This is a genomic window from Thalassotalea euphylliae, assembly GCF_003390375.1.
Lineage (GTDB): Bacteria > Pseudomonadota > Gammaproteobacteria > Enterobacterales > Alteromonadaceae > Thalassotalea_F > Thalassotalea_F euphylliae_A.
Window position 1 is genome coordinate 1,161,827 of record NZ_QUOT01000001.1, and the last position, 24,807, is coordinate 1,186,633.

Sequence of the window (24,807 nt, forward strand, 5' to 3'; positions counted from 1 at the left end):
GCTTGCTTGGTAAAGCGTTACACAAGCAAACCGTTCCATAAGTACCTTAAATTGTAGCGGCGAAAACGTTGGTCTAACTGCGATAAATGGTTTGGATCAGGTGAAAGCCAAAGCGAGTTTTCACTGGGCCGTAAATTTTCAACACATCTTTCTTAAACACCACATCGTCAAATGCTTTCACCATTTGACCACGACGAAACTCACCCAAGTCTCCTCCGCGCTTGCCAGATGGGCAGGTGGAATGCTTTTTTGCCAATTTGGCAAAATCAGCGCCTTTGTCTAATTGTTGTTTTAACTTTTCCGCTAATGCTTTGTCTTTCACTAAAATATGTCGGGCAGATGCTGTTGCCATGATTGCTCTCAATAAATACTCAATAGTGACAATTGTAAACTGAAAACACTAAAAACAACTAATTCAACCACTTCACATATTCAGTTGTGATACGCTATCACCAAGTTTATCTACTACTTACAATTATAATAATTAACTATGAGCTCCATCGATCATCTATTTAGTAAAAACCAACAATGGGCAGATAAAATACGTGAACAAGACCCTGATTTTTTTGAGCAATTGTCGAAACAGCAATCACCAGAATATTTGTGGATTGGCTGTTCAGATTCTCGTGTTCCCGCCAACCAGCTATTAGGCTTGGCGCCGGGTGAAGTATTTGTTCATCGCAATATCGCCAACCAAGTAGTGCACACTGACCTTAACTGCTTATCGGTAATGCAATACGCGATTGAAGTGCTGAAAGTGAAGCACGTGATTGTGTGTGGTCACTATGGTTGCGGTGGCGTTATAGCCTCAATGGATGATGAGCCTCGCGGCTTAATCGATAACTGGCTGCGTCATTTAAAAGATGTTTATCGATTCCACAAAGATAAAGTTGATGCCGTCACCGATCAAAACAAGAAATTTAATTTAATGTGCGAGCTCAATGTAATTGAACAAGTCGCCAATGTCGCTAATTCCAGTATTGTTAAAAAAGCGTGGTCTAACGGTCAGGAGTTAACGGTTCATGGCTTTGTCTATAACCTTAAAGACGGCATTTTAAAAGATATGGAAGTATCGGTAGACGGTAAGTAGCTGCTAGTGTTTTAACCTAAACGAAAGCCTTAACTAAAACCTTAACGAAAAAATAGCCAGCAATTGCTGGTTATTTTTTTATATACCCATGCTATTTCAAAGTGTTTGTTTCAGTTGGAATTAAAAGCGGTTTAGGCAAGGCATTGATTGGAGAGAATGTTTGTTCCCTTGTCAAAATCAATAACACAGCATAAATCGCTTTTAAACCAACCCCTTGGGCACTTCACAGGAACTCACTCTCAGCGTTGTAGCTTATTGAAAGGGAGTGGCCATTCCGGCAAGCTGCGCCTTGATATTGAGTCCCTGTGACAGCGCTGAAATCAAGCATCTTGAAGTAACATGGGTATTGGATGACAGTTGAAAAACCTACTCTTCCGAACCTTCTAAAATATCCGCAAATTTATTCAGTTTCTCCAATGCTAAACCATGAATTGATTTGCGTGGGTAGCGACCTGTGCGACTAATTTCGCCTGCTGGCATCGCCATCAATATTTCCAACGCTTGGTCGATACAATCAACGGCATAAATGGCGAATTTTCCTTCTTTAACGGCATCAATCACATCTTGCTCTAACATCAGATTAATGACATTTGTACGCGGGATAATCACCCCTTGCTTGCCAGTTAACCCCTTGTCTTTACAAAGGCGATAAAAACCTTCGATTTTTTCATTAACACCACCAACCGATTGCACTTCGCCGTGCTGGTTGATTGAACCAGTAATCGCAATGCTTTGTTCAATTGGCAGTTGCGTAATGGCAGAAATTAATACGCACAGCTCTGCCATCGAGGCACTATCGCCATCGATATGCCCATAAGATTGCTCAATGGCAATATTGGCAGAAATCGATACCGGAAACTCTTGACCGTATTTGTGGCCAAGATAGCCAGTGAGTAGCAATACCCCTTTGGAGTGAATTGATTTACCTAAGTCAACCTCACGCTCAATATCGGTCACGCCATTACTGCCTGCATATACCGTCGCGGTAATACGCGCTGGCGTACCAAACACGCTTTCGCCAATTTCTAATACGGTTAAGCCATTAACCTTGCCAACATTTTGTCCTTCGGTATTAATCAGTACTTGGCGCTCTTTAATTTCACTGAGCCAAGTTTCACTTAATCGTCCGGTACGACGCTGTTTAGCGGCAAGGGCAAGCTTGACAAATTCAGCAGTAAGTGTGCTTTCTAGTGACTGCTTGCGCCAGCAATAAACGGCTTCATCCAATAAGTCATTGATTTGCACAATATTGGCAGAGATCTTGTGTTGATGCTCTGCACGGCGCAGTGCATAGCGCACCAACTCAACAATCGCCTCATCCAGCACTTGAGGATAATCGAATTGTTTTGCGCGGCGACGAATTAAGTTGCCATACGCTTTTAAACTGGCGTGGTTATTATCGATATGACGATCAAAATCGGCCAATACGCGAAATAGCTCGGTAAACTCTTGATCGTACTCTTGCAGCATGTAGTAAACGTCTGAACTGCCCAGTAAAATCACTTTCACATTAAGGGGGATTTTTTGCGGCTGTAAAGTGACCGTCGCGCTCGCCCCCATTTCTGAGTAGGGGGTTTCAATGGCTAACTTTTGCGTTTTTAACGCCAGCTTTAACCTTGACCACACCAATGGCTGATTAAGCAGCTTATCAGCATCTAAAATCAAATAACCGCCATTCGCTTTGTGCAAAGCCCCCGGGCGAATTTGACGATAGCTAGTGTAAGTTGCTCCTTGAAAGGTAGAAAAATCGATATGACCAAACAAGTTCTGGAAGGTTGGATTTTGCTCGTACACCACAGGCGCGCCTTCATTCGGCTTACGTGAAACGAGTAGGTTTGGTAAAAAGTGCTCAACCAATAACTTACGATTGTCTTTATCGTTCGTGTTTTCTGCACTTTCATCCGCCAGTACTTCAAGTACTGTATCTACGGCGTGTTCTTTGAGCTTGCTCAGGTATTTAAGCACACCTATATTACTGGCAAATTCGTGCTCTAGTTCTTTAATTAATGGGCGAATACTGTGATCAGCGGTTTCAAATTTAAGCTTTCGTAGTTTGTTTGACGACTCGCGTTTCCATAGCGGTAACTCAATTAATTGTTCCGATAACAAATTCTCGAGGGCCGCAAGAATTTTGTAAAATTCAGCGCGTTTTTCTTCGGATAGATTGGCAAATTCTTTATCGCTAACAGGCTTGCCATCCACTAAGGGTGAAAAACCAATTTCACCGTTTTCTTCATGCAAGACAACGCTATGGCTAAGTGCAGTTTGTTCAACAGTGCCAATGGCTTCATCGTATTTTTGGTTAAACTCGCGATCAATCGCCGCCTTTTGACGTTGATAACCTGGGTTATCAAAAATTTCTGGAAACAGTGCCATCAACTCATCAATGAAGGTATTGATACGTGCCAATAACTGTTTGCCATCACCCGGGCTAACGTAAAGTCGATATGGTGCGTGGTTATCATCAAAGTTGTTGATATAGCACCACTCGGATGGCGTGGTTTGCTCACCTGCCACTTCATTTAGCATTTGCTTGATTAATGTTTGGCGACCAGTACCGTGATCCCCCATGGCGAACACATTAAAACCGATAGCTTCCATTGACAAACCAAATTCCAACGCCTCTTTTGCACGTTCATGCCCGACAAATGGCTGACGTTCAATGGCGTGCTCAGAGCTGATAAACATCGCCTCTGATAAATTAGCAGTTAATTGGTTTGGTTTTAGCAGGCAGCTAACAGCGGATAAACTCATGCAGGAACTCAAATGAAACATGTTCAGATTTTGTTAGTATTATCGCCAGTTTACTCGCTTGCCTGCCAAGAGCAAAGGTAATTTACCCTTGGCTTTGACAGGTGGTTACTTATCAATCAACGCAATCTAGTTAGCAGCAACTTAACCCCGCCCTATCTGCACTAGAAAGTAAGTTTCATTTACTTGAATAATCCTATTTACCGAAAACTAAGGAGATAGCGGCTGTCGGTAAAACTTATCGTGCCCACACTTAGCACAATTAGCGACTTGCGAGAAATGAGAAACCGTCAGCGAGGTTTGACATTGGCAGCAAACCAATACACCAAAACCAATATAGTCACCACTTTGATAGATACCATCATGGGCAAAATCATCCGGCAACTCAGCCCACTCTATTTGCGATTTATCTGCCGCTTTTGCTAACGAATCCCACCATGTTTCGTTAAGTAGTCCCAAATAAATTGAATGTGCCGAGTCTTGCTGCCACTGCTCGCTAAACTCCTTTAAGTCATACTTCAAGTTATCAACAAATTGGCCGACTCGCTCTTGCGATAAACTCTCTGCGGCATGCGCTAACGCCTTTGCTTCTTCCACGACATCAATTAACTGCCTGACCTCATGTTGCTGAATATCTTGCAGCCAATTGGAAAGCTTTTGATAAATAGTATCTAGTTGGTTGTGCTCAGCCATCATAACTCCTTAATCACTTAAGCAAGAAACACCCTATCATTGAGTATAGCTAGCCATAGCGATATCGTATTTTAGTGATTCTAAAATTAGCCTTAACTCAGGTTGCAATTAACGGGATTAAACTTGTTGTTTCCTAGCTGGATAAGGTATTCTATGCGGCAAAATTTAACATGCCGCCATTGCAGCCGTTCAAAGAGCGAATAAATAGCGATTAAATCGTTATTTAATGCCCACGTTACTTACCCTGCTACTTACCTAGCCACATGGGATAAATAATGGTAAAAAGCTGCTAGTTAAGGCTTAGGCACCCTCTTCTGAGTATTTGAGAAATTAATTGATGGAATCCACATACAATCCCCAATCGATTGAAGCAGAAGTTCAGCAGTTCTGGACTGACAACAAAACCTTTAAAGCACAAGAAAAACCGGGCAAAGAGAAGTTCTACTGCCTGTCGATGTTCCCATACCCTAGCGGTCGTCTGCATATGGGTCACGTGCGTAACTACAGCTTGGGTGATGTAATTTCTCGCTACCAACGCATGCAAGGTAAAAACGTATTACAGCCTATGGGTTGGGATGCATTCGGTTTACCAGCAGAAAATGCGGCAATTAAGAATAATTCAGCACCAGCCAAGTGGACTTACCAAAACATTGATTACATGCGCGGCCAATTGCAGTCGCTGGGTTTTGGCTATGACTGGGATCGCGAATTCGCGACTTGTCAAAAAGATTACTACCGCTGGGAGCAGTGGTTCTTCACTAAGCTTTACGAAAAAGGCTTAGTTTACAAGAAAAATGCCACAGTAAACTGGGATCCGGTTGACCAAACAGTACTGGCTAACGAGCAAGTTATTGATGGCCGAGGCTGGCGCTCAGGTGCGATTGTTGAGCGTAAAGAAATTCCTCAATGGTTTATCAAAATCACCGACTACGCAGAAGAGTTATTAAATGACTTAGATCAGCTAGAAGGCTGGCCTGAGCAAGTAAAAACTATGCAGCGCAACTGGATTGGTCGCTCAGAAGGTGTAGAAATGACGTTCGCTGTTGAAGGCAGTGAAGAGAGCTTTGATATTTACACCACACGACCAGACACCATTATGGGTGTCACTTATGTTGCCCTTGCCGCCCAGCATCCATTGTCAGTTAAAGCGGCTGAAAATAACCCAGCGCTGGCTGAATTTATCGCAGAAGTGAAAGCAAGCAAGCTATCTGAAGCGGATATGGCAACCGTTGAGAAAAAAGGTGTTGATACTGGCCTTAAAGCTATTCACCCGTTAACTGGTGAATTAGTACCAGTATGGGCAGCTAACTTCGTGCTAATGGATTACGGCTCAGGCGCGGTCATGTCAGTACCAGGTCACGACCAACGTGACTTTGAATTTGCCACTAAGTACGGTTTAGAAATCGCGCAAGTCATTGCTGGCAGCGAAGAAGACGATATCAGCAAAGCAGCCATCACAGAAAAAGGTGCCTTAATTAACTCTGGCGAATTTGATGGTTTATCGTTTGATGAAGCGTTTAAAGCGGTTGCCGCTAAGCTTGAATCATTAAGTAAAGGTAAGATCACCGTTAACTACCGCTTACGTGACTGGGGCGTATCACGCCAACGCTACTGGGGCGCGCCAATTCCGATGATTAACCTAGCCAATGGTGAATCTGTGCCAGTGCCAGAAGATCAACTGCCGGTTGAATTACCAGAAGATGTGGTAATGAATGGTGTCACCTCGCCAATCAAAGATGATCCAGAGTGGGCAAAAACTACTTACAACGGCGAAGCAGCATTCCGTGAAACCGATACCTTCGATACCTTTATGGAATCATCTTGGTACTACGCACGCTACTGTTCAACTGATTCAAACGATCAAATGTTAGACCCAGAAAAGGCAAACTACTGGTTACCCGTTGATCAATACATTGGTGGTATTGAGCATGCTATTTTGCACTTATTGTACGCCCGCTTCTTCCACAAACTACTGCGTGATGTCGGCCTAGTTGATTCAGACGAACCGTTCAAGAGCCTGCTATGTCAAGGCATGGTGTTAGCAGAAACCTACTACCGTGAAGGTGCTAACGGTGGCCAAGAATGGATTGCCCCAACTGACGTAGAAGTTGAGCGTGACGAAAAAGGCAAGATCACAGCAGCAAAAAGCAAAATTGATGGTGAGCCAGTAATTTCGGCAGGCATGAGTAAAATGTCGAAGTCGAAAAACAATGGTATCGACCCACAAGCGGTTATCGAGCAATACGGCGCAGATACCGTACGTTTATTTATTATGTTCACTTCACCACCAGAGCAAACCTTAGAATGGTCTGACTCAGGTGTGGAAGGTGCACACCGTTTCCTTAAGCGTGTCTGGAAACTCGCTGCTGATTTCACCGAAGCAGCAAAAGCAACTGAGCTTGACGCGTCAAACGTGAACTTTGCTAGCCAGCACAAAGCACTTCGTCGTGAGTTACACAAAACAATTGCTAAGGTAAGTGATGACATTGGTCGTCGTAACACCTTTAACACCGCGATTGCGGCGGTGATGGAGCTAATGAACCACTTAGCCAAAGCTAAGCTTGAGTCAAACGAAGATCTAGTGGTTATGCAAGAAGCGGTTCGCGCAGTTACCTTAATGCTTACGCCAATTGTGCCTCACTTAAGTCACAAGTTATGGCAAGAAATTGGTGACGGTAGCCAAGTTGAAGACGCGCTTTGGCCGCAAGTAGATGACGCTGCACTGGTTGAAGATGAAAAACTTATCATCGTACAAGTGAACGGTAAGCTTCGTGCTAAAGTGACTGTTGCTGCTGATGCTAGCCAAGAATCTGTGGAAGCATTAGCGAAAGAAGAGGAAAACGTAGCAAAATTTGTTGAAGGCAAAACTGTGCGTAAAGTGATTTATGTACCAGGTAAGCTGCTAAACATTGTAGCCAACTAAAGGTTGCTAGCTAGTTGTTACTAATGATTATTTAATATCAAATAGCCGCTAACTAACACTATAAAAATGCGCCTAGCAAGTCCTTGTTAGGCGCTATAAATAGGGCGTTAGTTTAGGCGCTAATTATTTAATCTTGTCGGGTTCTTTTCGCTTTAGAGTAAGGAAAAATTATGAAGTTATCGTCACATAAAATAAGCCTAATTGTCGTGTTAAGCATTTTGCTATCGGCTTGTGGCTTTCGCTTACGCGGTGACTTTCTGCTCGCACCAGAACTGCAAACCCTTTATGTTAGCTCAGTTGACAAACACGGTGAGCTAACTCGTTTAGTCAAACAGCATTTAACCTTAAATCAGGTGAATATCGTTAGTACACCTCGTGCCGAACTACCTGAGCTGAGAATTTTAAAAGATGAGCTAAATCGTCGCACGCTATCACTCTTCCCTAACGGACAAGTGGCTGAATACGAAATTATCTATACCGTTAATTACCAGCTACAAATGGCTAACCAAGAACCTCAGCGCTTTAGCTTTGAGCTTTACAGTGATTATCAAGATGACCCAGATCGCACTTTGGCAAAAAGTCGCGAACTTGCACTACTGTTAAAAGAAATGCGCCAACTTGCTGCAGATCGTATCCTACGTGAAATGGCGAGTATTCAAGTTAATAGCTAAGCTTTCAACGCCAATTAACGAGGTTTTTAAGCTTGCGCATCTACCACAATCAACTCTCACAAACCTTATCACAGCCGTTGGCACCTGTTTGGCTAGTATTTGGTGACGAGCCTTGGCAAAAAAACGATAGTTTGGCGCAAATTAAAGCCGCTGCACTGCAGCAAGGTTTTGATGAGCTAATCCGCTTTAGTATCGATGACAAATTCAGTTGGGATGAGGTGCTCAACGAATACAATGCAATGAGCCTATTTGCCGCCCGCCGTGTGATCGAGCTTGAGTTTCTTAGCACCAAGTTAAACGATAGTGCCACAAAAGCGATTGAGTTCATTTGTAGTCAGCTTAGCCCAGATGTCACCTTACTTTGCCATGGTGATAAACTCGATGGCAACGCCAGCAAAAAGAAATGGTTTAAAGCACTGAGCGGCGCAGGTGTTTATCTGCCGCTTTACGATCTAGACACCAAAGGTTTAGCCATGTGGCTAAATCGCCAAGTTCGCCAATATCAATTGGTGATTGATAAACAAGGCATTGAATTATTGCTGGCCATGTTTGAGGGTAATGTCTTAGCGCTCGATCAAGAGTTGCAAAAGCTGTCTATTTTATATGGCCAGCAGGCAATTGACTTTGATACCTTGTCAGCACTGATTATTAGCCAAGCAAAATTTAATCCTTTTGCCTTAGTGGATGCCTTACTCGCGGGTAAAATTGATCGCTGCATCACGATGTTAGATCAGCAGCAACAAGAAGGGACGCCTGCGGCCAAAATACAATGGTTTATCAATAAAGAGCTCAATCAGCTCAAACAAATGCATTACCAATTACAAGCAGGCGAAAACGAGCAAGCCATATTTAAAGCATTTCGCATTTGGGATAAGCGCAAACCGCTTTATCAGCATGCACTAGCCAATATGTCGCTTGATAATATTTTAATTGCGATTACCCGCCTAGCCGATGTTGATTTGGTCAGTAAAACTACGAGTGAATTTAATGTTTTTCAGATGCTCGCAGATGTCTGTATTTGCGCTTATCACGGTGAAAAGCTAAAGCCACTTAGCCTAAACTACTATGACTAACGTTGCTGAAAACGAGCGTGTTAAAAGCAAACGGCCCAAAAACACCGAAAGCCAACTAATTTTTGGCGGCACCTTTGACCCTTTTCACTTGGGTCACTTAAACCTATGTAAACATATTGCAGGCGATTTAAACGTTAATAAAATCACGCTATTGCCAGCGAATATTCCGCCGCATAAAGCGGCTGCCAAGGTATGCAGTCAACACAGATTGGCAATGTTACAGGCACTCGCCCAGCAAGTGCCTCTTTTTCGTGTCGATGGTCGAGAGCTTAATCGCGACAAGCCAAGTTATACAGTCGACACATTAGAAGAGATTAAGCTCGAAAAACCATCGCTTTCGCTAAGTTTACTTATTGGTATGGACTCTTTACTTAGCTTTACTCAGTGGCATCAATGGCAGGAAATACTCGCGCGAGTTAATCTTATTGTCTGTACACGCCCCAATTACACCCTTAACATAAAACAATTGCACGCAGAGCTTCAGCAGCGCCTGACCGACAAAGCCTCGTTAAATCTAGCTGATGTTGGACAAATTTATTTAGCCCCGTCAGCTAATGTAGACTTGTCTTCAACCGATATTCGCTATCAGCTTAGTCAAGTAAACACGTACGATTCATCATCGGTCACCACTTCTTCCCAAGTGCCTAGCCAAGCATTTAACCAGCTCCCCAAGGTAATCGCAGAGTACATCAAGCAGCATCAGCTTTATTGCTAATAATTTGCCTGAATATACAGATAACTCACTATCCGCACTAACCTAAACATCAACGCGTTTTTGTGAATACTTCACGAATAAGTACTTCGTAGCCTAATAATTTACTGCCTGCTACCTTTGAGCAGTTAACGCTCTTGATAAATAGTGATATTATTAGCGGTTACTAATTTCGAATATTGTTTTAATTCAATTTCAATCAAGGAAAAAACATTGCAAAGTGAAGCTCTTTCCGCTTTCGTTTATGAAAAAATCGACGATCTAAAAGGCCGCGACATTATCACCCTAAATATTCAAGATAAGGCCAGTTTTGCTGATTACATGGTAGTCGCTTCAGGTAACTCTAATCGCCACGTTAAATCTATTGCGCAAAATGTTGCCATGGAATGCCGTGCTGAAGGTATCGAACCGCTCGGTATCGAAGGTAACGATATTGGTGAATGGTCGTTAGTTGACTTAGGTTCAGTGGTCGTTCATGTCATGACTGACGAGCAACGTGACAAATACCAAATTGAAAAGCTTTGGCAAGACTAACAGCAATTTAGGCGATCCGTTCAATGCGTTTAACTTTATATGCCGTTGGCAATAAAATGCCTGCTTGGGTGACTCAGGGCTTTGAAGAATATGCCCGCCGTTTCCCACGTGATTTAAGCTTTCATCTGGTTGAAATCCCTCCTGGTAAACGTACTAAAAATGCTGATATTGCCCGTATTCTAGACAAAGAAGGCGAGCAAATGTTAGCGGCTATTCCAAAAGGCAATCGCATTGTTACCCTAGAAGTAACAGGTAAACCCTGGGACACTCCAATGCTCGCTACCCAGCTAGAGCGTTGGCAGCACGATGGCCGAGATGTGGCATTATTGGTTGGTGGGCCAGAGGGGCTAGCACCCGCTTGTATTAAAGCCTCAGAGCAAAAGTGGTCGCTTTCACCGTTAACATTGCCACACCCTATGGTGCGCATTATTATTGCCGAAAGTTTGTATCGCGCTTGGAGTGTTAATACTAACCATCCTTATCATCGAGAATAAGCCCAGAGAATAAGCCCAGAGAATAAGCCCAGAGAGTAAGCAAAGGAAATAGCCATCAAAACTAAGCAGCTATCATGGTAAGACGTAAACGCGTATCCATACGTAACCACAGCGCCGAGGCAAACTTGTTTGCTCGCCGTGCTTTTATTGCACTCATTGGTGTGGTCGCGATGTTGATTGTTCTGTTTACCAACGTTTATAACTCGCAAGTTAACTCGTTCGAAAAGTATCAAACACGATCAAACAGCAACCGCATTAAGCTTTTACCTGTTGCCCCTAATCGCGGGCAAATCTATGATCGCAATGGCGTACTGCTGGCTGAAAATAAGCCCGTTTACAGCTTAGAAATTATTCCTGAGCAGGTTGAAGACCTCGAAGGTACGATTGCCGATATTAGCGAGTTGCTCGATATCAGCGAAGAAAAGCAACAAAAATTCTTCAAAGCGCTGCGCGGTAAACGTCGTTTTAAACCGATTGAATTGCAGTCGCGTTTGAGCGATCAGCAAGTTGCGCTCTTTTCCGTTAATCAGCATAAATACCCAGGCGCATTTATTGATGCCCGACTTAAGCGTTATTATCCTTTTGGTGATTTAACCACCCATAATTTAGGTTATGTTGCCAAAATTAACCGTAAAGACGCGCAGCGTCTAGAAGCAGACGGAAAATCAGAGAATTACGCCGCAACACGTGAGATAGGTAAACTAGGCCTAGAAAAGTATTACGAAGAGATTCTGCACGGCCGTATTGGTCACCAAGAAGTTGAAGTGAATAACCAAGGACGCGTGATACGCACACTTGATTTCACCCCTCCGACTCCCGGTAAAGACCTCACCCTTACCCTAGATATTGAGCTACAAATGATCGCTAAGCGGGCACTCGCTGGCAAACGCGGCTCAGTAGTTGCGATTGACCCGCGTGATGGCGGAGTGTTGGCGATGTATTCGAACCCAAGTTACGACGGTAACTTGTTCGTGCACGGCATTAGCTCGAAGAACTACCGCAAATTATTAGACTCGAAAGACTTGCCACTGATCAATCGCAGTGTCCAAGGTTACCCGCCCGCTTCTACCGTAAAACCCTTCTTAGCCTTACTTGGCCTAGAGCAAGGAGTGATAACACCTGAAACTCGAATTTGGGACCCCGGTTGGTATCAATTAAAAGGCGTTGATCACAAATACCGTGACTGGAAAAAATGGGGGCATGGCTGGGTTGATTTAACTAAAGCGATTGAACAATCGTGTAACGTTTACTTTTACGATTTAGCCTACAAGCTTGGTATCACCAAAATCAGCGAGATGATGGACAAGTTTGGCTTTGGTGAACGCACCGGCATTGATATTCATGAAGAGAGCAGTGGTATTTTGCCCAGTGTTGGCTGGAAGCGCGCTCGCTACAATCAAAACTGGTATACAGGCGAAACTTTATCAGTCGGTATCGGACAAAGTTATTGGACGGTAACACCACTGCAACTGGCGCAGGCGACCTCAGTGTTGGTTAACAAAGGTGAAATCAAAAAGCCGCATTTATTAAAAGCCAGTTCGCAAACTACATACACACAAGGTGAAGGCAAGAATATTGTCACCATCAGTGCTCAGCCATATGAGCTTGAGGAGTATCCACCAATTGCCTTAAATAACCAAGACAATTGGCAACTTGTTTTAGATGCGATGCATTCAACCGTGCAGAAAAAAGGGGCAACTGGTCATACCGCGTTTAAAGACCACCAATACGACGCCGCCGGTAAAACAGGCTCTGCACAAGTTGCGCGCATTGCGCAAGATGCAAAATATGACGCCGAAAAAACTCAAGAGAACAAGCGTGATAATGCCATGTTTATCGCCTTTGCCCCATTTGATAAGCCCGAGATTGTGGTCTCTGTTGCTATCGAAAATGTTGCCAAAGGCGGTGGTGCAACCAATGCCGCGCCGGTGGCAAGGCAAATAATGGATCAATATTTTGGTAATCGCGTGATCACTAGCGAATACACCAGTGAGGAACATCCACTTCACGACGAACACTTTACCGTTTCCACTGACGAGGCCGATTAATGCGATCAACGGGGCAAGATCAAGCCAAAAAACTCGATATTTGGCAGAAACTTCATTTAGATTTACCCTTGTTGCTTGGCTTACTTAGCTTGATGACCTTGGGACTTTTTGTGGTCTATAGCGCAGGTGGGCAAGACTTTGATTTGGTTGTTCGACAAGGTGTTCGCCTTGGCGTTGCCCTGCTCGTGATGTTTATCGTCGCGCAGATTCCACCGCAGGTTTATTTTAAATGGGCCGTTCCCACTTTTGTGATTGGTTTAGGTTTACTGGTCGCGGTACTGCTAGTTGGTACGGTAGGTAAAGGCGCTCAACGCTGGTTAAATCTTGGCTTTATGCAGTTTCAACCTTCAGAAGTGATGAAACTTATTGTGCCGATCACCATCGCTTGGTTTATCAGCCAGCACGATCTGCCAGCCAAGCTAGGTAATATCGTAATTGCCTTTATTCTTGTGCTAATCCCAACATTACTCATTGCTAAGCAACCCGACTTAGGTACTTCACTGTTAATTGCTAGCTCAGGCATTTTCGTGATTTTTCTTGCAGGCGCCAGTTGGAAGTTAATTGGCACCTGCGTTGGCCTTGCCTCGGCATTTACGCCAATCCTTTGGATGTATTTGATGAAAGACTACCAAAAGCAGCGGGTATTGACTTTTCTCGATCCAGAGAAAGATCCACTGGGTAGCGGCTACCACATTATTCAATCGAAAATTGCCATTGGTTCAGGCGGGCTATATGGCAAAGGCTGGCTGCAAGGCACACAATCACAATTAGAGTTTTTACCTGAGCGCCATACCGACTTTATCTTCTCAGTATTTAGTGAGGAGTTTGGACTAGTTGGCGTAACAGCGTTACTGCTTGTTTATCTAGCTATCGTGATGCGTGGGCTTTGGATCGCAGTAAATGCTCAAGAAGCCTTTACCAAACTGCTTGCAGGCAGTATTACGTTGACCTTTTTCGTATATGTATTTGTCAATATTGGTATGGTCTCGGGCTTGCTACCAGTGGTTGGCGTACCGCTGCCGCTCGTTAGCTATGGCGGTACGTCAATGGTGACATTAATGGCCGGCTTTGGCATTCTAATGGCAATAGGAACGCACCGTCGGTTTAATGCACAGTGATTGCAGATAAGCTTTAAATCTCAATTTTATGGTAACGCATAAAAGCTATACATAAAAACTGCGCATAAAAGCTAAACATAAAAACACTACATAACAGCTAAACATAAAAGCTATACATAAATAATAATGACTAAAAAATTATGCCTAGCCAGCTTGCTTATCACTGCTATTGCCATCATGGCTGGTTGCAGTACCAATACTGGCCGCTACCAACAAGCACATGACAGCATTCCAACCCGTTTACCAACCGCTGCGGAGCTTAAAGATCCCATTCCGCGTGTTGAGCCGAAAAGCCGAGGTGGTAATCGAAACTATCAAGTGCGCGGTAAGCACTATCAAGTACTCGATAGCGCAGAAGGGTTTAGCCAGTCAGGTATAGCTTCTTGGTATGGTAAAAAATTTCACGGTCATTTAACATCTAATGGCGAGATTTATGACATGTATGCCATGAGTGCCGCGCATAAAAACTTACCATTGCCAACCTATGTAAAAGTTACCAACCAAGCAAACCAAAAATCAGTCATAGTCCGCGTCAATGATCGTGGGCCGTTCCATCAAGATCGTATTATCGACTTGTCATACAGCGCGGCATACAAGTTAGGCATGCTGTCTACTGGCACAGCAAACGTTACAATTGAAGCAATTACTGACGATAATGCGCCGATAGCAAAACCAAGTTCGGTTGCCAGTGCAAAAACTTCACCTGTTGGTACAAGTAAGTTAGCAGCCACTGACGCCAAGCCGGAAGCGAAGCAAGAAGTTAAGCAGAAAGTTAAGCAAGAGACGTTAACAACGACCAACAATGACTCGGCGGTACCAGAAGGTGATTATGTTCAAGTATTCGCAACACGCAGTGAAGACGTGGCTAAGCGTACAGTTCTAGCACTGACCAGCTTATATCAACACAACGCCGTTTATTCACAGCAAAATGGTATATACCGCGTTAAGCTAGGCCCATTTGCCGAGCACGAAAATACCGATGAATTAGTCACCAGTTTGCGACAAGCCGGTTACGAAAGCGCCTACCGTCGCAAAATCTTACATTAAGCCTGTTATCCATTGGGTTTGCGCGTAGCAAATCCTAATAGTAGTGATATACTGTTGGCAATTTTTTGACACAACTTATCACACCAACCTTTAGCACTGCCCTCCCCAATAAAGCGAGTGGCAAAGTAAATAACTCGCTAAAGCAATGATCAGTTGTGCAGCTGGTTAAAAATACAATTTTCAAGGAGCATTATGTCACGCCCATTCGCTCAGCGCGTAACTAAATCCACTAAGCGATGCTTAGTTTTGCTAAGCGCCATTACGCTTTCCTCATCTATATTTTCTGCTTCGGCGCAATCGATTCGCATCACACCGGATGCCCCAGAAATTAATGCCAAAGGTTTCATATTAATTGATTACACCACAGGTAAAGTGATCGCAGAAGGCAATGCCGACACGCAATTAGAGCCTGCCAGTTTAACTAAAATGATGACCAGCTATATTATCGGTCGCGAGCTTCAAGCAGGTAATATCGCAAGCACTGATATGGTGACTATCAGTGAAAATGCATGGGCAAAAAACTTCCCAGATTCTTCAAAAATGTTTATTGAAGTCGGTACTGAGGTGAGTGTTGCCGAGCTTAACCAAGGCATTATTGTCGCTTCAGGCAACGATGCCTGTGTTGCAATGGCTGAGCATATTGCAGGGTCGGAAGATGCCTTCGCCGATCTAATGAATGCCCACGCACAGCAATTAGGCATGTCGAGCAGTTACTTTGAAAACAGCCATGGTCTGCACAGTGAAGAGCACTTCACTACACCACGAGATATGGCAACCCTAGCGATTGCATTGATTCGCGATACACCAAGTGAATATGAGATGTACAAGCAACGCTCGTACACTTACAACGACATCAAACAATACAACCGTAACAGCCTACTATGGGACAAGAGTTTAGACGTAGACGGTATTAAAACAGGTTACCACTCAAAAGCTGGCTATAGCTTAGTGACCTCAGCGGTGAAAGACGGAATGCGTTTAGTTTCTGTGGTGATGGGTACCGAAAGCCAACGTGCTCGTAAAATTGAAAACAAGAAACTACTTAACTATGGCTTCCGCTTCTTTGAAACCATCACGCCATATGAAGCTGGCGAAACGTTTGCCACGAACCGTGTTTGGATGGGTGATATTAAAGACGTTAACCTAGGTATTTTAGAAAGTACGCCGATTACTATTCCGCGTGGGCAACGTAAGAAAATTGAAACGAACGTCGAACTTACCAAAGAACTTGTTGCTCCATTAGCCAAAGGTGAGCAAGTGGGCAAACTTTATTTAACCCTTAACGGTGAAGATATCGCTGAATACCCGCTGGTTACCTTACAAGAAGTGAACGAAGGCAGCATGTTCAGCCGTTTAGTGGACTATGTAAAACTGCAGTTTGTTAACTAGTTATTAAATGTGAAGTAATAGCGTAAATCATCCCTTGAAAAGCCCTAGCAAACGCTAGGGCTTTTTGTCTTATAAAGTTGCATTTGGCGCTTGAATTTTGATTGTTCGCCACCATTAACAAGCCAGCAAATCACAAGCATAGCCCTTGCCTGTAGATTAGTGATAAAATATGAACTAAGAGTACCAAGCGACCGCATATATGTGAGCGTTCGCAAGAGACTGCGTTGTGGAGCATTGTATTAGCGCCCTGCAATCAGTAATAGAGAGCAAATATGCAAACTAAATTTGATGAACTATTAGAATTTCCAACCGTACTAAACTTCAAAGTGATGGGTGTCGCTTGCGACGAATTACCTGACTTGATTGTTGCTGAGTTACAAAAACACACACCTGGCGATTACTCACCGAAATTAAAGCCAAGCTCTAAAGGTAATTATGTATCTGTGTCTGTTGCCGTTCGCGTGACAAGCAAAGAGCATATTGAGCAAGTATATCAATCACTTAATACGATTGAGCAAGTTCGCTATATTCTCTAGCGAACCAAGCCACCAAATAAATAGCCAAGCATTCTATCGCGACATTGTAAAATCAAGTAGGCAGTAAATTGACTAAAACGCTAGTTATTCGACAGTTAGCACAAGCAGAGTACACGCAAGTATGGCAAGCCATGCAAAAGTTCACCGATGAGCGTGACAAGTCAAGCTTAGACGAACTGTGGTTAGTAGAGCATCCGCCCGTGTTTACTCAAGGGCAAGCCGGTAAAGAAGAGCATTTACTTGCGCCAGGGGAAATCCCAGTTGTACAAGTTGACCGTGGCGGACAAGTGACTTACCACGGTCCCGGCCAGCAAGTTATCTATGTCATGATCGATCTTAGACGCCGGAAAATGGGTGTCCGAGAACTGGTTACCCTAATTGAAAATGCGATAGTTAATACCCTCGCAGAATATGATATTGACGCCTACCCAAGGCCAGATGCCCCAGGTGTCTATGTCGATGGCAAAAAAGTCGCTTCGCTTGGCTTACGGATTCGCAAAGGCTGTTCATTCCACGGGTTAGCGCTCAATGTTAATATGGATTTATCACCATTTTTGCGCATCAATCCTTGTGGTTATAACGATTTAGAGATTATTCAAAGTGCTGATTTAAATGGTCCGAAAACCGTTGAGCAAGCAGGTCAAGGGCTGGTCAAACATTTAAGCGCACTACTTGAAGCCGACAAGCTTCAGTATCAAACAGGTTTGGAACAACAATATGACAATTAAATCTTCACGTATGGAGCCCGGCGTTAAGTTACGCGACGCAGAGAAAATGGCCCATATCCCAATTAAAGTCGTACCTTCAGAGCGTGAAACTATGCTGCGTAAACCAGAGTGGTTGCGCATCAAACTACCGCGTACTACTGAAAAAATCGATCAAGTCAAGGCTGGCTTACGCAAGCACGGTTTGCACTCAGTATGTGAAGAAGCTTCATGCCCTAACCTGTCAGAGTGCTTCAATCACGGTACCGCCACCTTTATGATCTTAGGTGACATTTGTACCCGTCGCTGCCCGTTCTGTGATGTAGCTCATGGTCGCCCGCTAAAGCCAGACGCAGAAGAGCCGAAAAAATTGGCACTTACGCTTAAAGACATGTCACTAAAGTACGTGGTGATCACTTCAGTTGATCGCGACGACCTGCGTGACGGTGGTGCGAGCCAATTTGCTGAATGTGTGAAAGAAATTGCCGAACTTGCGCCACATACAAAAGTGGAAATTCTCGTGCCTGATTTTCGTGGCCGTATGGATCGAGCGCTTGAAATTTTAAACCAGCATCCACCACATGTGTTTAACCACAACATGGAGACTGCGCCACGCCTATACACTAAAGCGCGCCCAGGGGCGAACTACCAGTGGTCATTAGACTTACTTAAGAAATTTGGTGAAGCTAACCCCGATGTACCAACTAAGTCAGGCTTAATGGTGGGCTTAGGTGAAACTAACGAAGAAATTCTTGAAGTTATGCGCGACTTGCGTGCTCACGGCGTGACCATGCTAACAATTGGTCAATACTTGCAACCAAGTAAAGAGCACTTACCTGTTGAACGCTATGTTCACCCTGATGAATTTAAAATGTTCCACGACGAAGCCATGAAAATGGGCTTTAAGCATGCCGCCTGTGGGCCACTAGTACGCTCAAGTTACCATGCTGACAAGCAAGCCGCAGGTGAAGAAGTCAGCTAAGGCGCGGACATTCACTTCATTTTCAACGGCAGCATTGTGGGATGCTGCCGTTCTAATTATTAGCCTGTGCTCGCCAGATCAAACCAAGACAACCTTTCAGCTAGCAGTAATCAGACCTTAGATTAATAATTTAAAGCGTCTATTGCTCTAATACCAATATACAATAGAACGCAATTCGCTAAAGTTCTCACTAGCGGCTTGCACAATTGCCAACCAACCTTTAGCGGCTACTAGCCAATTAAGCGATTTCTTCATAATATAGGGTTTGTTATTTAGCATTGCGCATTGGGTCTGTGTGATGCAATTGGAAGTTATAGGGAAATCAATCGAGAGAAGTCATTTTAGAGTAATGACATGGAGCATATATGAAACTATTCAATTTTATTGCTGGCATTGGGTTAACATGCGTAGGCATTGTAACACTCAGCTCTGAAGTACCAGTGATTATTACCATACTGTTATTCATAGCTGGTATTACTATTCTGCTAACCGCAATTGCTTCAACCAATAAGTTGAACAGTCGCAGGCGAAAAATACACAAAGGTTATCGCTCCGATAATACTGGTAGTAATGTCAGTTCACATTCTCATGTTCATTGGCAGTGTGATGGTAGTAAGTCTAGCAGCTGGGGAGATTCTGGCGGGTGCAGTGGTGATGGTGGAGGCGGCGAATAGTTTTAGTATCCCCCAAAATTTTTACCTGAAAAACTAATTTGGATATTCACCTATTTAGGCTGCAAGGCAACTCAAGCTTCCTATCGCTAGCCAACACCTTTTACTTGGCGATGTATGAGATCCGATAGTTTAGGTGTTTACTCCCTTATGGGGTTTGACCTATTAGAGGTCGATTGATTTTCCAACTTTTCAAGAGTAATTCTGCATCAAGCGACCCAACACTCGACTAACTTCAACACAAGCAACAGAAAACACGCAGATGTAACGTCTAATTGTGCTGAATGCTATGCCATAGGCTACAGCTTATGATTCCAACTGTTTCTTATTCATTGCCAAAGAAATAATACCCGCCAGTAACGCAGTTATCGCCGCTGCAATATGTGTTTGCGTTAACCCATCACCATCTAGCCACAATAAGCCAGCTGCGTACGCACCGATCGCGCCACCCACCCCATAAACACCACTAATGTAGAGCGCTTGCGCCCTGTTTTGTTGATTTTCACGAAAATGGTGTTGAATAAACTGCATCGACGCACTGTGGTAAAGTGCATAGCTTGCCGCATGAATAAGCTGGGTAAACACCAGTAATGCCATATGCTCGCCCCAGAGCCCCATTAGCAGCCAGCGCAGTGCAGTACTTAAAAAGCTAAAGATTAATAAGTGATAAACACTAAACCGCTTGAATATACGCCCTGCAAGTATGAATGTCGCGACTTCAACCACCACAGAAACACCAATTAACAGACCAACTGCGTAGCTAGGGTGGCCTAAATCACGAATATACAGGGCGAAAAATGAGTAGTAAGGGCCAAAGCTTACTTGCAACAATAAACCAGCGACAAAGAATAAAATAAAGTTGCGTGACATAAGGGGGGTTAGCATTGAGCTCGTGTCTGGTTCGCTTGGTGCACGCCCTCTTTTATCGCGCATCAACAAGGTTGATAACCATAAACCAATCAGTACCACTAAACCGAGTAAAACAAAGGTTTCACTGCCTTGGCTGGCAATAACTTCCCCACTAAGCACGGCAAGCGCAATAAAACCTAAACTGCCCCAAAGCCGAATACGCGCGTAAAACTTTGCGCTTTTTCGCATCGAGTGCAGCGTTAACACTTCCAGTTGAGGCAACATACCTGTCCAAAATAAACTAAATAGTGCTAGTACAATAGCAATTGGCCAATAACCATCAACAAAGAACAAGCCAAAAAATGAAATCATTGCCAGCGTACTAGCCACTTGAATAACGACAAGTTGTTTGCCCGTTTTATCGGCAAAGAATGCCCAAAAAGATGGTCCTACAATTTTAGTGGCGGTAAAAATCGCAAGTAGCTCACCAATTTGGCGGGAATTAAATCCTCGCCCTTCAAGAAAAACCGCTAAAAATGGCATGGCTAAACCAAGTACGGCGAAGTACCAAAAATAGCCGTTCGATAAGCGAACAAAGTTAGATAACATGTGTTAGAAAATTACTTCCATATTGGTAACAAAAAGAAGGTTTGGATAGGTCCAGCCTTACCAAACTCTTAGGAGCGACATTGTATAAGTTCGCCAGTCCTTATTTGAAAGGGTTTAATACCAATTGAAATAAATACTTAATTATTCAGCGAGAATTAAAAGGCTCATAGGCAGGCATTGATTGCAAAGAATGGCTATTCCCTTGTCAAAATCAATAACGCCGAATATGAGCCTTTTAAACTCGCCCTTCGGGAGCGTGTAAGCACTGCGATTATTGCGCCAAATTTATTGGATGTAGAATAACTATATCGGCACAAATTTGGCTTATTCTCCCACCGCTGACAACGCTCTGAATTGATCAATTAATTAATTCAATTGGTATTATTATCGCTTATAAAAAAGCTCGCCGCGGCGAGCTATGTCAATTTTATCGCTTAGCAGCTTAAGATAAGTTAACTTTTTTAAGCTTGCTTGTGTTTGCCGCCAGCCTATTCAATTACTGGTGTAGCGCAGGCTACATCGGCGTTTTGACCACGATGGCGTAAATAGTGATCCATTAGGGTTAACGCCAGCATAGCCTCAGCAATAGGTACAGCGCGAATACCAACACATGGATCGTGACGCCCTTTCGTTGCGATATCCATAGGCTGTCCGTCAACATCAATGGTTTGACCGCTGACGCCAATACTTGAAGTTGGCTTAAGCGCAATATTGGCTACAATTGGCTGTCCTGAAGACAAGCCCCCCAATATGCCACCAGCGTGATTAGAAGCAAAACCTTCAGGTGTTAATTCATCGCGGTGCTCTGAGCCTTTCTGGTTGACCACCTCAAAACCGTCACCAATTTCAACGCCCTTAACCGCGTTAATGCTCATTAAACTATGAGCAATGTCAGCGTCTAAACGATCAAAAATCGGCTCGCCTAAACCAACAGGTACGCCTGTGGCAACCACCATGATTTTCGCGCCAATCGAATCTTTTTGCTTAATAATGCCGCGCAAGATTTCATCTAACGCGTCAAGCTTAGTGTCGTCAGGGAAAAAGAAAGGATTCTCCTCTACAATATCCCAGTTAAACTGCTCAGCTTTAACGTCAGCAATTTGTGTCACACAGGCCTTAATCTCAATACCTAATTGTTGTTTTAAATACTTTTTCGCAATCGCACCAGCCGCTACACGCATTGCTGTTTCACGCGCTGACGAACGACCACCACCACGGTAGTCGCGAAAACCATATTTTTGCGTATACGTGTAATCAGCGTGCCCCGGACGGAAGCTTTGTGCGATATTACCGTAATCTTTAGAGCGTTGATCGGTGTTTTCAATTAACAAGCCAATGGGTGTACCTGTTGTTTTACCTTCAAACACACCCGACATAATTTTCACTTGATCTGCTTCACGTCGAGCTGTGGTATAACGAGATGTGCCAGGCTTACGGCGATCAAGGTCAAACTGCAAATCTGCTTCCGAGATTTCTATACCCGGTGGGCAGCCATCAACAATAGCACCTAAACCTAGACCATGACTTTCACCAAACGTGGTGACCGTGAATAATTTTCCGTATGTATTACCTGACATTATCTTGCAACGACCCGTTGATTAAAAATTTCTTGATATTCTTCTAATTGTGCCTTTGTTAGTACAAAAACGCCGTGTCCACCGCGTGTAAACTCAACCCAATGAAAAGGGACTTCAGGATAAGTTGCTTCAACATGAATTTGTGAGTTACCTACCTCACAAACCAAAATGCCATTATCACTGAGTTGACTTGCTGCTCTGGCTAATATTTCACGAGTGATATCTAAGCCGTCGTGACCAGAGCCAAGCCCCATTTCTGGTTCATAAGTGAATTCAGCAGGCAAGCTGTCAACATCTTCCTGATCGACATACGGTGGATTCGTCACAATTAAATCATATTTTTCCTGTGTGACAGAAGCAAAAAGATCAGACTGAATCGGAATAACTTGTGCCATTAAACCGTGACCTTCAATATTAATTTGCGCAACATTCAGCGCATCTGTCGATAAGTCGAGGGCATCCACTTCTGCATCAGGGAAGGCATAAGCACACGCAATAGCAATACAGCCGCTGCCCGTGCAAAGATCTAATATACGCGCAGGCTGACGTGACAAGTAAGGGGCAAACTGATTATCTATCAACTCAGCAATCGGCGAACGTGGCACAAGTACGCGCTCATCCACATAAAATGACAAACCAGCAAAACTTGCTTGGTTGGTCAAATAAGCTGCGGGAATTTGCTCCTCGATACGGCGCGCAATAAGTTCAAATAATGCCTGCTTTTCATCAGCTAATAGTCTGGCTGATTTGCAACGTTCAAATAACTCGTTGGGCAGCGTCAGTGTGTACATCACTAATTTAACTGCTTCATCCCAAGCATTGTCAGTACCGTGTCCAAAAAACAAATCAGCGCGATTAAACTCGCTTGCCGCCCACCTAATCCAATCTTCAATCGTCGTTAATTGTTCAAATATTGGATTTGCTAGCTCTTGGCTAGTGATGTCGGGATTGAGCGACTCTTGCTGTGGCTCTGAGGTGGTTGACACTGTTTTTTCTGACATAGCTATCTTGCGCGTTCTGGCGTACTAATGGAGGACAAAAAAGGCCAACTACTATATCATTAAACTCTGTTTACGTGTTCAACTTTGCCATGAAATTTAAAGATTTATTAACCGCTGAAGAGAAGCAATTATTCAAAGATGAAATTGGTAAAGTTAAACGGCTTAAACAAGACAAAGTCGTGCATCAAAAAAAGCGCCCGACTTCTGCGGTTGTAAAAGCAAATCAAATGACGACGAGACAAGTGGCTGAGTTTCATTTTTCAGATGAATTTGAGCCCGATCTAAATCGCACAGGTCCAATGCAATACGTTAAAGAAGGCACCGACAGCTATGAAGCCAAAAACCTGCGCCGTGGAATTTATCATCCCGAGCTAATTTTAGATTTACACGGGTTAACGCAAAAACATGCTAAACGCGAGATTGCTGCCCTGTTGCTAGCTTGTCATAAAGAGCATGCGCGCTGTGTGTGCATTGTTCACGGTATTGGCAACCGAATTCTTAAGAATAAAGTACCTCACTGGCTAGTGCAGCACCCTGACGTACTAGCATTTCATCAAGCGCCTTTGGAGTATGGTGGTGACGGTGCTCTACTCGCGCTTGTTGATATTAAAGACAAGTATTAATAAAAGTAAGCCTTAGCTAATCTAAATAACAGCTAGCCTAAATCACTTGGCGCGACGACGCCATTGAGTTCGCCAAGCATAGTGTTTACATCATATTCTATTTCAGCAACACCTGCCGTTTGGAAGATAGGAGCAAACTGCTGCTGTGTGAATTCTGACACTAAATAACTCACCAATGGCATATGAGAAACGATCAATAAGGTTTCTGTTGGTGTCGACATCAATTCACCATCGATTAAATCGCGTACTTGAGACGCTGAGCCTGACGGGGTGATCATGGACTGAGTAACAACTAACTCGGCTAGCGCTTGAGTCGACAGAGGCAAATATTCAGCAAGGGTTTGATAGGTTTGCTGAGCACGCAAATAAGGACTAACCCAAATTTTGCTTGGCGTAATTGATTTACTCGCCAACCATTTGCCCATTATAGCGGCTTCATTAATACCGTATTCAGTTAATGCACGTTCCGCATCAGAGTTGGCCGTCGCTTCTGCTTGACCATGTCGCATTATCAAAATCTGCATTAACTGTCTCCCGCACTTCAATAAATCGCGGTTATTGGTAAAAAATTCCGGCTATAGTAAAAGAAACACGTTATGATTAATAACAACTCTTAAGAATAAAATAAACTGGCGTTATTCCCTCAAGTAATTTATAACAAAAACAACGCTATAATCAAAAGTATATACACGATTTTCCGATGGTGCTGTTC

At 43.7% G+C, this 24,807-nt stretch carries 23 protein-coding genes; 16 read left to right on the forward strand and 7 right to left on the reverse strand.

Features of this window, described 5'->3' with window-relative positions; translation table 11 throughout:
- Nucleotides 1-73 precede the first annotated feature (73 nt).
- Nucleotides 74-352, reverse strand: a complete 279-nt coding sequence (gene ppiC / locus DXX94_RS05130) for a peptidylprolyl isomerase PpiC (RefSeq protein WP_116014289.1) — start codon at nt 350-352, stop codon at nt 74-76.
- 138 nt (nt 353-490) lie between these two features.
- On the opposite strand from ppiC, the gene can reads away from it, so the two are divergent.
- Nucleotides 491-1,090, forward strand: a complete 600-nt coding sequence (gene can / locus DXX94_RS05135) for a carbonate dehydratase (RefSeq protein ID WP_116014291.1) — start codon at nt 491-493, stop codon at nt 1,088-1,090.
- Nucleotides 1,091-1,456: 366 nt separating this feature from the next.
- Here the strand turns inward: can and DXX94_RS05140 are convergent, their stop codons facing one another.
- Together DXX94_RS05140 and DXX94_RS05145 are read right to left on the reverse strand one after the other, a co-directional pair.
- Nucleotides 1,457-3,844 carry an ATP-binding protein gene (locus DXX94_RS05140; RefSeq protein ID WP_116014292.1) on the reverse strand — a complete coding sequence of 796 codons (2,388 nt, stop codon included), beginning with the start codon at nt 3,842-3,844 and terminating at the stop codon, nt 1,457-1,459.
- Between the two features lie 207 nt (nt 3,845-4,051).
- Entirely contained in the window at nt 4,052-4,534 is a 483-nt protein-coding gene (locus DXX94_RS05145) for a zinc ribbon-containing protein (protein WP_181901481.1), read from the reverse strand.
- A 337-nt stretch (nt 4,535-4,871) separates the two neighbouring features.
- Here DXX94_RS05145 and leuS point away from each other — a divergent pair, with 337 nt between their 5' ends.
- The 14 genes from leuS (at nt 4,872) to DXX94_RS05215 (ending at nt 19,439) form a co-directional block, all read left to right on the forward strand.
- On the forward strand, nt 4,872-7,457 hold the full coding sequence (gene leuS, locus DXX94_RS05150) for a leucine--tRNA ligase (protein ID WP_116014295.1): 2,586 nt from the start codon (nt 4,872-4,874) through the stop codon (nt 7,455-7,457).
- Nucleotides 7,458-7,627: 170 nt separating this feature from the next.
- Nucleotides 7,628-8,128 (forward strand): LPS-assembly lipoprotein LptE, encoded by a 501-nt coding sequence (locus tag DXX94_RS05155; protein WP_116014297.1) that lies wholly within the window; start codon nt 7,628-7,630, stop codon nt 8,126-8,128.
- A 32-nt stretch (nt 8,129-8,160) separates the two neighbouring features.
- Nucleotides 8,161-9,201, forward strand: a complete 1,041-nt coding sequence (holA, locus tag DXX94_RS05160) for a DNA polymerase III subunit delta (RefSeq protein ID WP_116014298.1) — start codon at nt 8,161-8,163, stop codon at nt 9,199-9,201.
- Nucleotides 9,194-9,916 (forward strand): nicotinate-nucleotide adenylyltransferase, encoded by a 723-nt coding sequence (nadD, locus tag DXX94_RS05165; protein WP_116014300.1) that lies wholly within the window; start codon nt 9,194-9,196, stop codon nt 9,914-9,916. The genes holA and nadD overlap by 8 nt, the downstream gene beginning before the upstream one ends.
- A 210-nt stretch (nt 9,917-10,126) precedes the next feature.
- A complete protein-coding gene (gene rsfS, locus DXX94_RS05170) occupies nt 10,127-10,447 on the forward strand; it encodes a ribosome silencing factor (RefSeq protein WP_115999628.1) in 321 nt (106 codons plus the stop codon).
- Nucleotides 10,448-10,470: 23 nt separating this feature from the next.
- Nucleotides 10,471-10,941 carry a 23S rRNA (pseudouridine(1915)-N(3))-methyltransferase RlmH gene (rlmH, locus tag DXX94_RS05175; RefSeq protein WP_115999627.1) on the forward strand — a complete coding sequence of 157 codons (471 nt, stop codon included), beginning with the start codon at nt 10,471-10,473 and terminating at the stop codon, nt 10,939-10,941.
- 74 nt (nt 10,942-11,015) lie between these two features.
- Nucleotides 11,016-12,989, forward strand: coding sequence for a penicillin-binding protein 2 (gene mrdA / locus DXX94_RS05180; RefSeq protein ID WP_116014301.1), 1,974 nt, complete (start codon nt 11,016-11,018; stop codon nt 12,987-12,989).
- Nucleotides 12,989-14,107 carry a rod shape-determining protein RodA gene (gene rodA / locus DXX94_RS05185; protein ID WP_116014303.1) on the forward strand — a complete coding sequence of 373 codons (1,119 nt, stop codon included), beginning with the start codon at nt 12,989-12,991 and terminating at the stop codon, nt 14,105-14,107. Before mrdA ends, rodA begins: the two co-directional genes overlap by 1 nt.
- 126 nt (nt 14,108-14,233) lie before the next feature.
- On the forward strand, nt 14,234-15,154 hold the full coding sequence (locus tag DXX94_RS05190) for a septal ring lytic transglycosylase RlpA family protein (RefSeq protein ID WP_116014305.1): 921 nt from the start codon (nt 14,234-14,236) through the stop codon (nt 15,152-15,154).
- Between the two features lie 192 nt (nt 15,155-15,346).
- Nucleotides 15,347-16,543: a D-alanyl-D-alanine carboxypeptidase family protein gene (locus tag DXX94_RS05195; protein ID WP_116014306.1), complete on the forward strand. Its 1,197-nt coding sequence runs from the start codon at nt 15,347-15,349 to the stop codon at nt 16,541-16,543.
- 272 nt (nt 16,544-16,815) lie between these two features.
- Entirely contained in the window at nt 16,816-17,079 is a 264-nt protein-coding gene (ybeD, locus tag DXX94_RS05200; protein WP_115999622.1) for a DUF493 family protein YbeD, read from the forward strand.
- A 68-nt stretch (nt 17,080-17,147) separates the two neighbouring features.
- Nucleotides 17,148-17,807, forward strand: a complete 660-nt coding sequence (gene lipB / locus DXX94_RS05205) for a lipoyl(octanoyl) transferase LipB (protein ID WP_116014308.1) — start codon at nt 17,148-17,150, stop codon at nt 17,805-17,807.
- A complete protein-coding gene (gene lipA / locus DXX94_RS05210) occupies nt 17,797-18,765 on the forward strand; it encodes a lipoyl synthase (protein WP_116014310.1) in 969 nt (322 codons plus the stop codon). The genes lipB and lipA overlap by 11 nt, the downstream gene beginning before the upstream one ends.
- Before the next feature lie 365 nt (nt 18,766-19,130).
- Entirely contained in the window at nt 19,131-19,439 is a 309-nt protein-coding gene (locus tag DXX94_RS05215; protein ID WP_116014311.1) for a hypothetical protein, read from the forward strand.
- Between the two features lie 303 nt (nt 19,440-19,742).
- On the opposite strand, the gene DXX94_RS05220 is transcribed toward DXX94_RS05215, so the two are convergent.
- The 3 genes from DXX94_RS05220 to prmB form a co-directional block, all read right to left on the reverse strand.
- Nucleotides 19,743-20,894 (reverse strand): MFS transporter, encoded by a 1,152-nt coding sequence (locus DXX94_RS05220; protein WP_116014313.1) that lies wholly within the window; start codon nt 20,892-20,894, stop codon nt 19,743-19,745.
- A gap of 488 nt (nt 20,895-21,382) precedes the next feature.
- The gene (gene aroC / locus DXX94_RS05225) at nt 21,383-22,471 is read right to left on the reverse strand and encodes a chorismate synthase (protein ID WP_116014314.1); all 1,089 of its coding nucleotides are present in this window, start codon (nt 22,469-22,471) and stop codon (nt 21,383-21,385) included.
- On the reverse strand, nt 22,471-23,472 hold the full coding sequence (gene prmB / locus DXX94_RS05230; RefSeq protein ID WP_116014316.1) for a 50S ribosomal protein L3 N(5)-glutamine methyltransferase: 1,002 nt from the start codon (nt 23,470-23,472) through the stop codon (nt 22,471-22,473). Before prmB ends, aroC begins: the two co-directional genes overlap by 1 nt.
- A gap of 89 nt (nt 23,473-23,561) precedes the next feature.
- On the opposite strand from prmB, the gene smrB reads away from it, so the two are divergent.
- Nucleotides 23,562-24,095 carry an endonuclease SmrB gene (gene smrB, locus DXX94_RS05235; protein WP_116018315.1) on the forward strand — a complete coding sequence of 178 codons (534 nt, stop codon included), beginning with the start codon at nt 23,562-23,564 and terminating at the stop codon, nt 24,093-24,095.
- A 32-nt stretch (nt 24,096-24,127) separates the two neighbouring features.
- Here smrB and sixA read toward each other — a convergent pair whose 3' ends face one another.
- On the reverse strand, nt 24,128-24,619 hold the full coding sequence (gene sixA / locus DXX94_RS05240; RefSeq protein WP_116014317.1) for a phosphohistidine phosphatase SixA: 492 nt from the start codon (nt 24,617-24,619) through the stop codon (nt 24,128-24,130).
- Between the last annotated feature and the right edge of the window lie 188 nt (nt 24,620-24,807).

Excerpts from the sequence above, each read along its gene's own strand:
- ppiC (WP_116014289.1), bottom strand. The coding sequence starts at position 352 with ATGGCAACAGCATCTGCCCGACATATTTTAGTGAAAGACAAAGCATTA.
- can (WP_116014291.1), top strand. The coding sequence starts at position 491 with ATGAGCTCCATCGATCATCTATTTAGTAAAAACCAACAATGGGCAGAT.
- DXX94_RS05140 (WP_116014292.1), bottom strand. The coding sequence starts at position 3,844 with ATGAGTTTATCCGCTGTTAGCTGCCTGCTAAAACCAAACCAATTAACT.
- DXX94_RS05145 (WP_181901481.1), bottom strand. The coding sequence starts at position 4,534 with ATGGCTGAGCACAACCAACTAGATACTATTTATCAAAAGCTTTCCAAT.
- leuS (WP_116014295.1), top strand. The coding sequence starts at position 4,872 with ATGGAATCCACATACAATCCCCAATCGATTGAAGCAGAAGTTCAGCAG.
- DXX94_RS05155 (WP_116014297.1), top strand. The coding sequence starts at position 7,628 with ATGAAGTTATCGTCACATAAAATAAGCCTAATTGTCGTGTTAAGCATT.
- nadD (WP_116014300.1), top strand. The coding sequence starts at position 9,194 with ATGACTAACGTTGCTGAAAACGAGCGTGTTAAAAGCAAACGGCCCAAA.
- rlmH (WP_115999627.1), top strand. The coding sequence starts at position 10,471 with ATGCGTTTAACTTTATATGCCGTTGGCAATAAAATGCCTGCTTGGGTG.
- mrdA (WP_116014301.1), top strand. The coding sequence starts at position 11,016 with ATGGTAAGACGTAAACGCGTATCCATACGTAACCACAGCGCCGAGGCA.
- rodA (WP_116014303.1), top strand. The coding sequence starts at position 12,989 with ATGCGATCAACGGGGCAAGATCAAGCCAAAAAACTCGATATTTGGCAG.
- DXX94_RS05190 (WP_116014305.1), top strand. The coding sequence starts at position 14,234 with ATGACTAAAAAATTATGCCTAGCCAGCTTGCTTATCACTGCTATTGCC.
- DXX94_RS05195 (WP_116014306.1), top strand. The coding sequence starts at position 15,347 with ATGTCACGCCCATTCGCTCAGCGCGTAACTAAATCCACTAAGCGATGC.
- ybeD (WP_115999622.1), top strand. The coding sequence starts at position 16,816 with ATGCAAACTAAATTTGATGAACTATTAGAATTTCCAACCGTACTAAAC.
- lipA (WP_116014310.1), top strand. The coding sequence starts at position 17,797 with ATGACAATTAAATCTTCACGTATGGAGCCCGGCGTTAAGTTACGCGAC.
- DXX94_RS05215 (WP_116014311.1), top strand. The coding sequence starts at position 19,131 with ATGAAACTATTCAATTTTATTGCTGGCATTGGGTTAACATGCGTAGGC.
- DXX94_RS05220 (WP_116014313.1), bottom strand. The coding sequence starts at position 20,894 with ATGTTATCTAACTTTGTTCGCTTATCGAACGGCTATTTTTGGTACTTC.
- aroC (WP_116014314.1), bottom strand. The coding sequence starts at position 22,471 with ATGTCAGGTAATACATACGGAAAATTATTCACGGTCACCACGTTTGGT.
- prmB (WP_116014316.1), bottom strand. The coding sequence starts at position 23,472 with ATGTCAGAAAAAACAGTGTCAACCACCTCAGAGCCACAGCAAGAGTCG.
- smrB (WP_116018315.1), top strand. The coding sequence starts at position 23,562 with ATGAAATTTAAAGATTTATTAACCGCTGAAGAGAAGCAATTATTCAAA.
- sixA (WP_116014317.1), bottom strand. The coding sequence starts at position 24,619 with ATGCAGATTTTGATAATGCGACATGGTCAAGCAGAAGCGACGGCCAAC.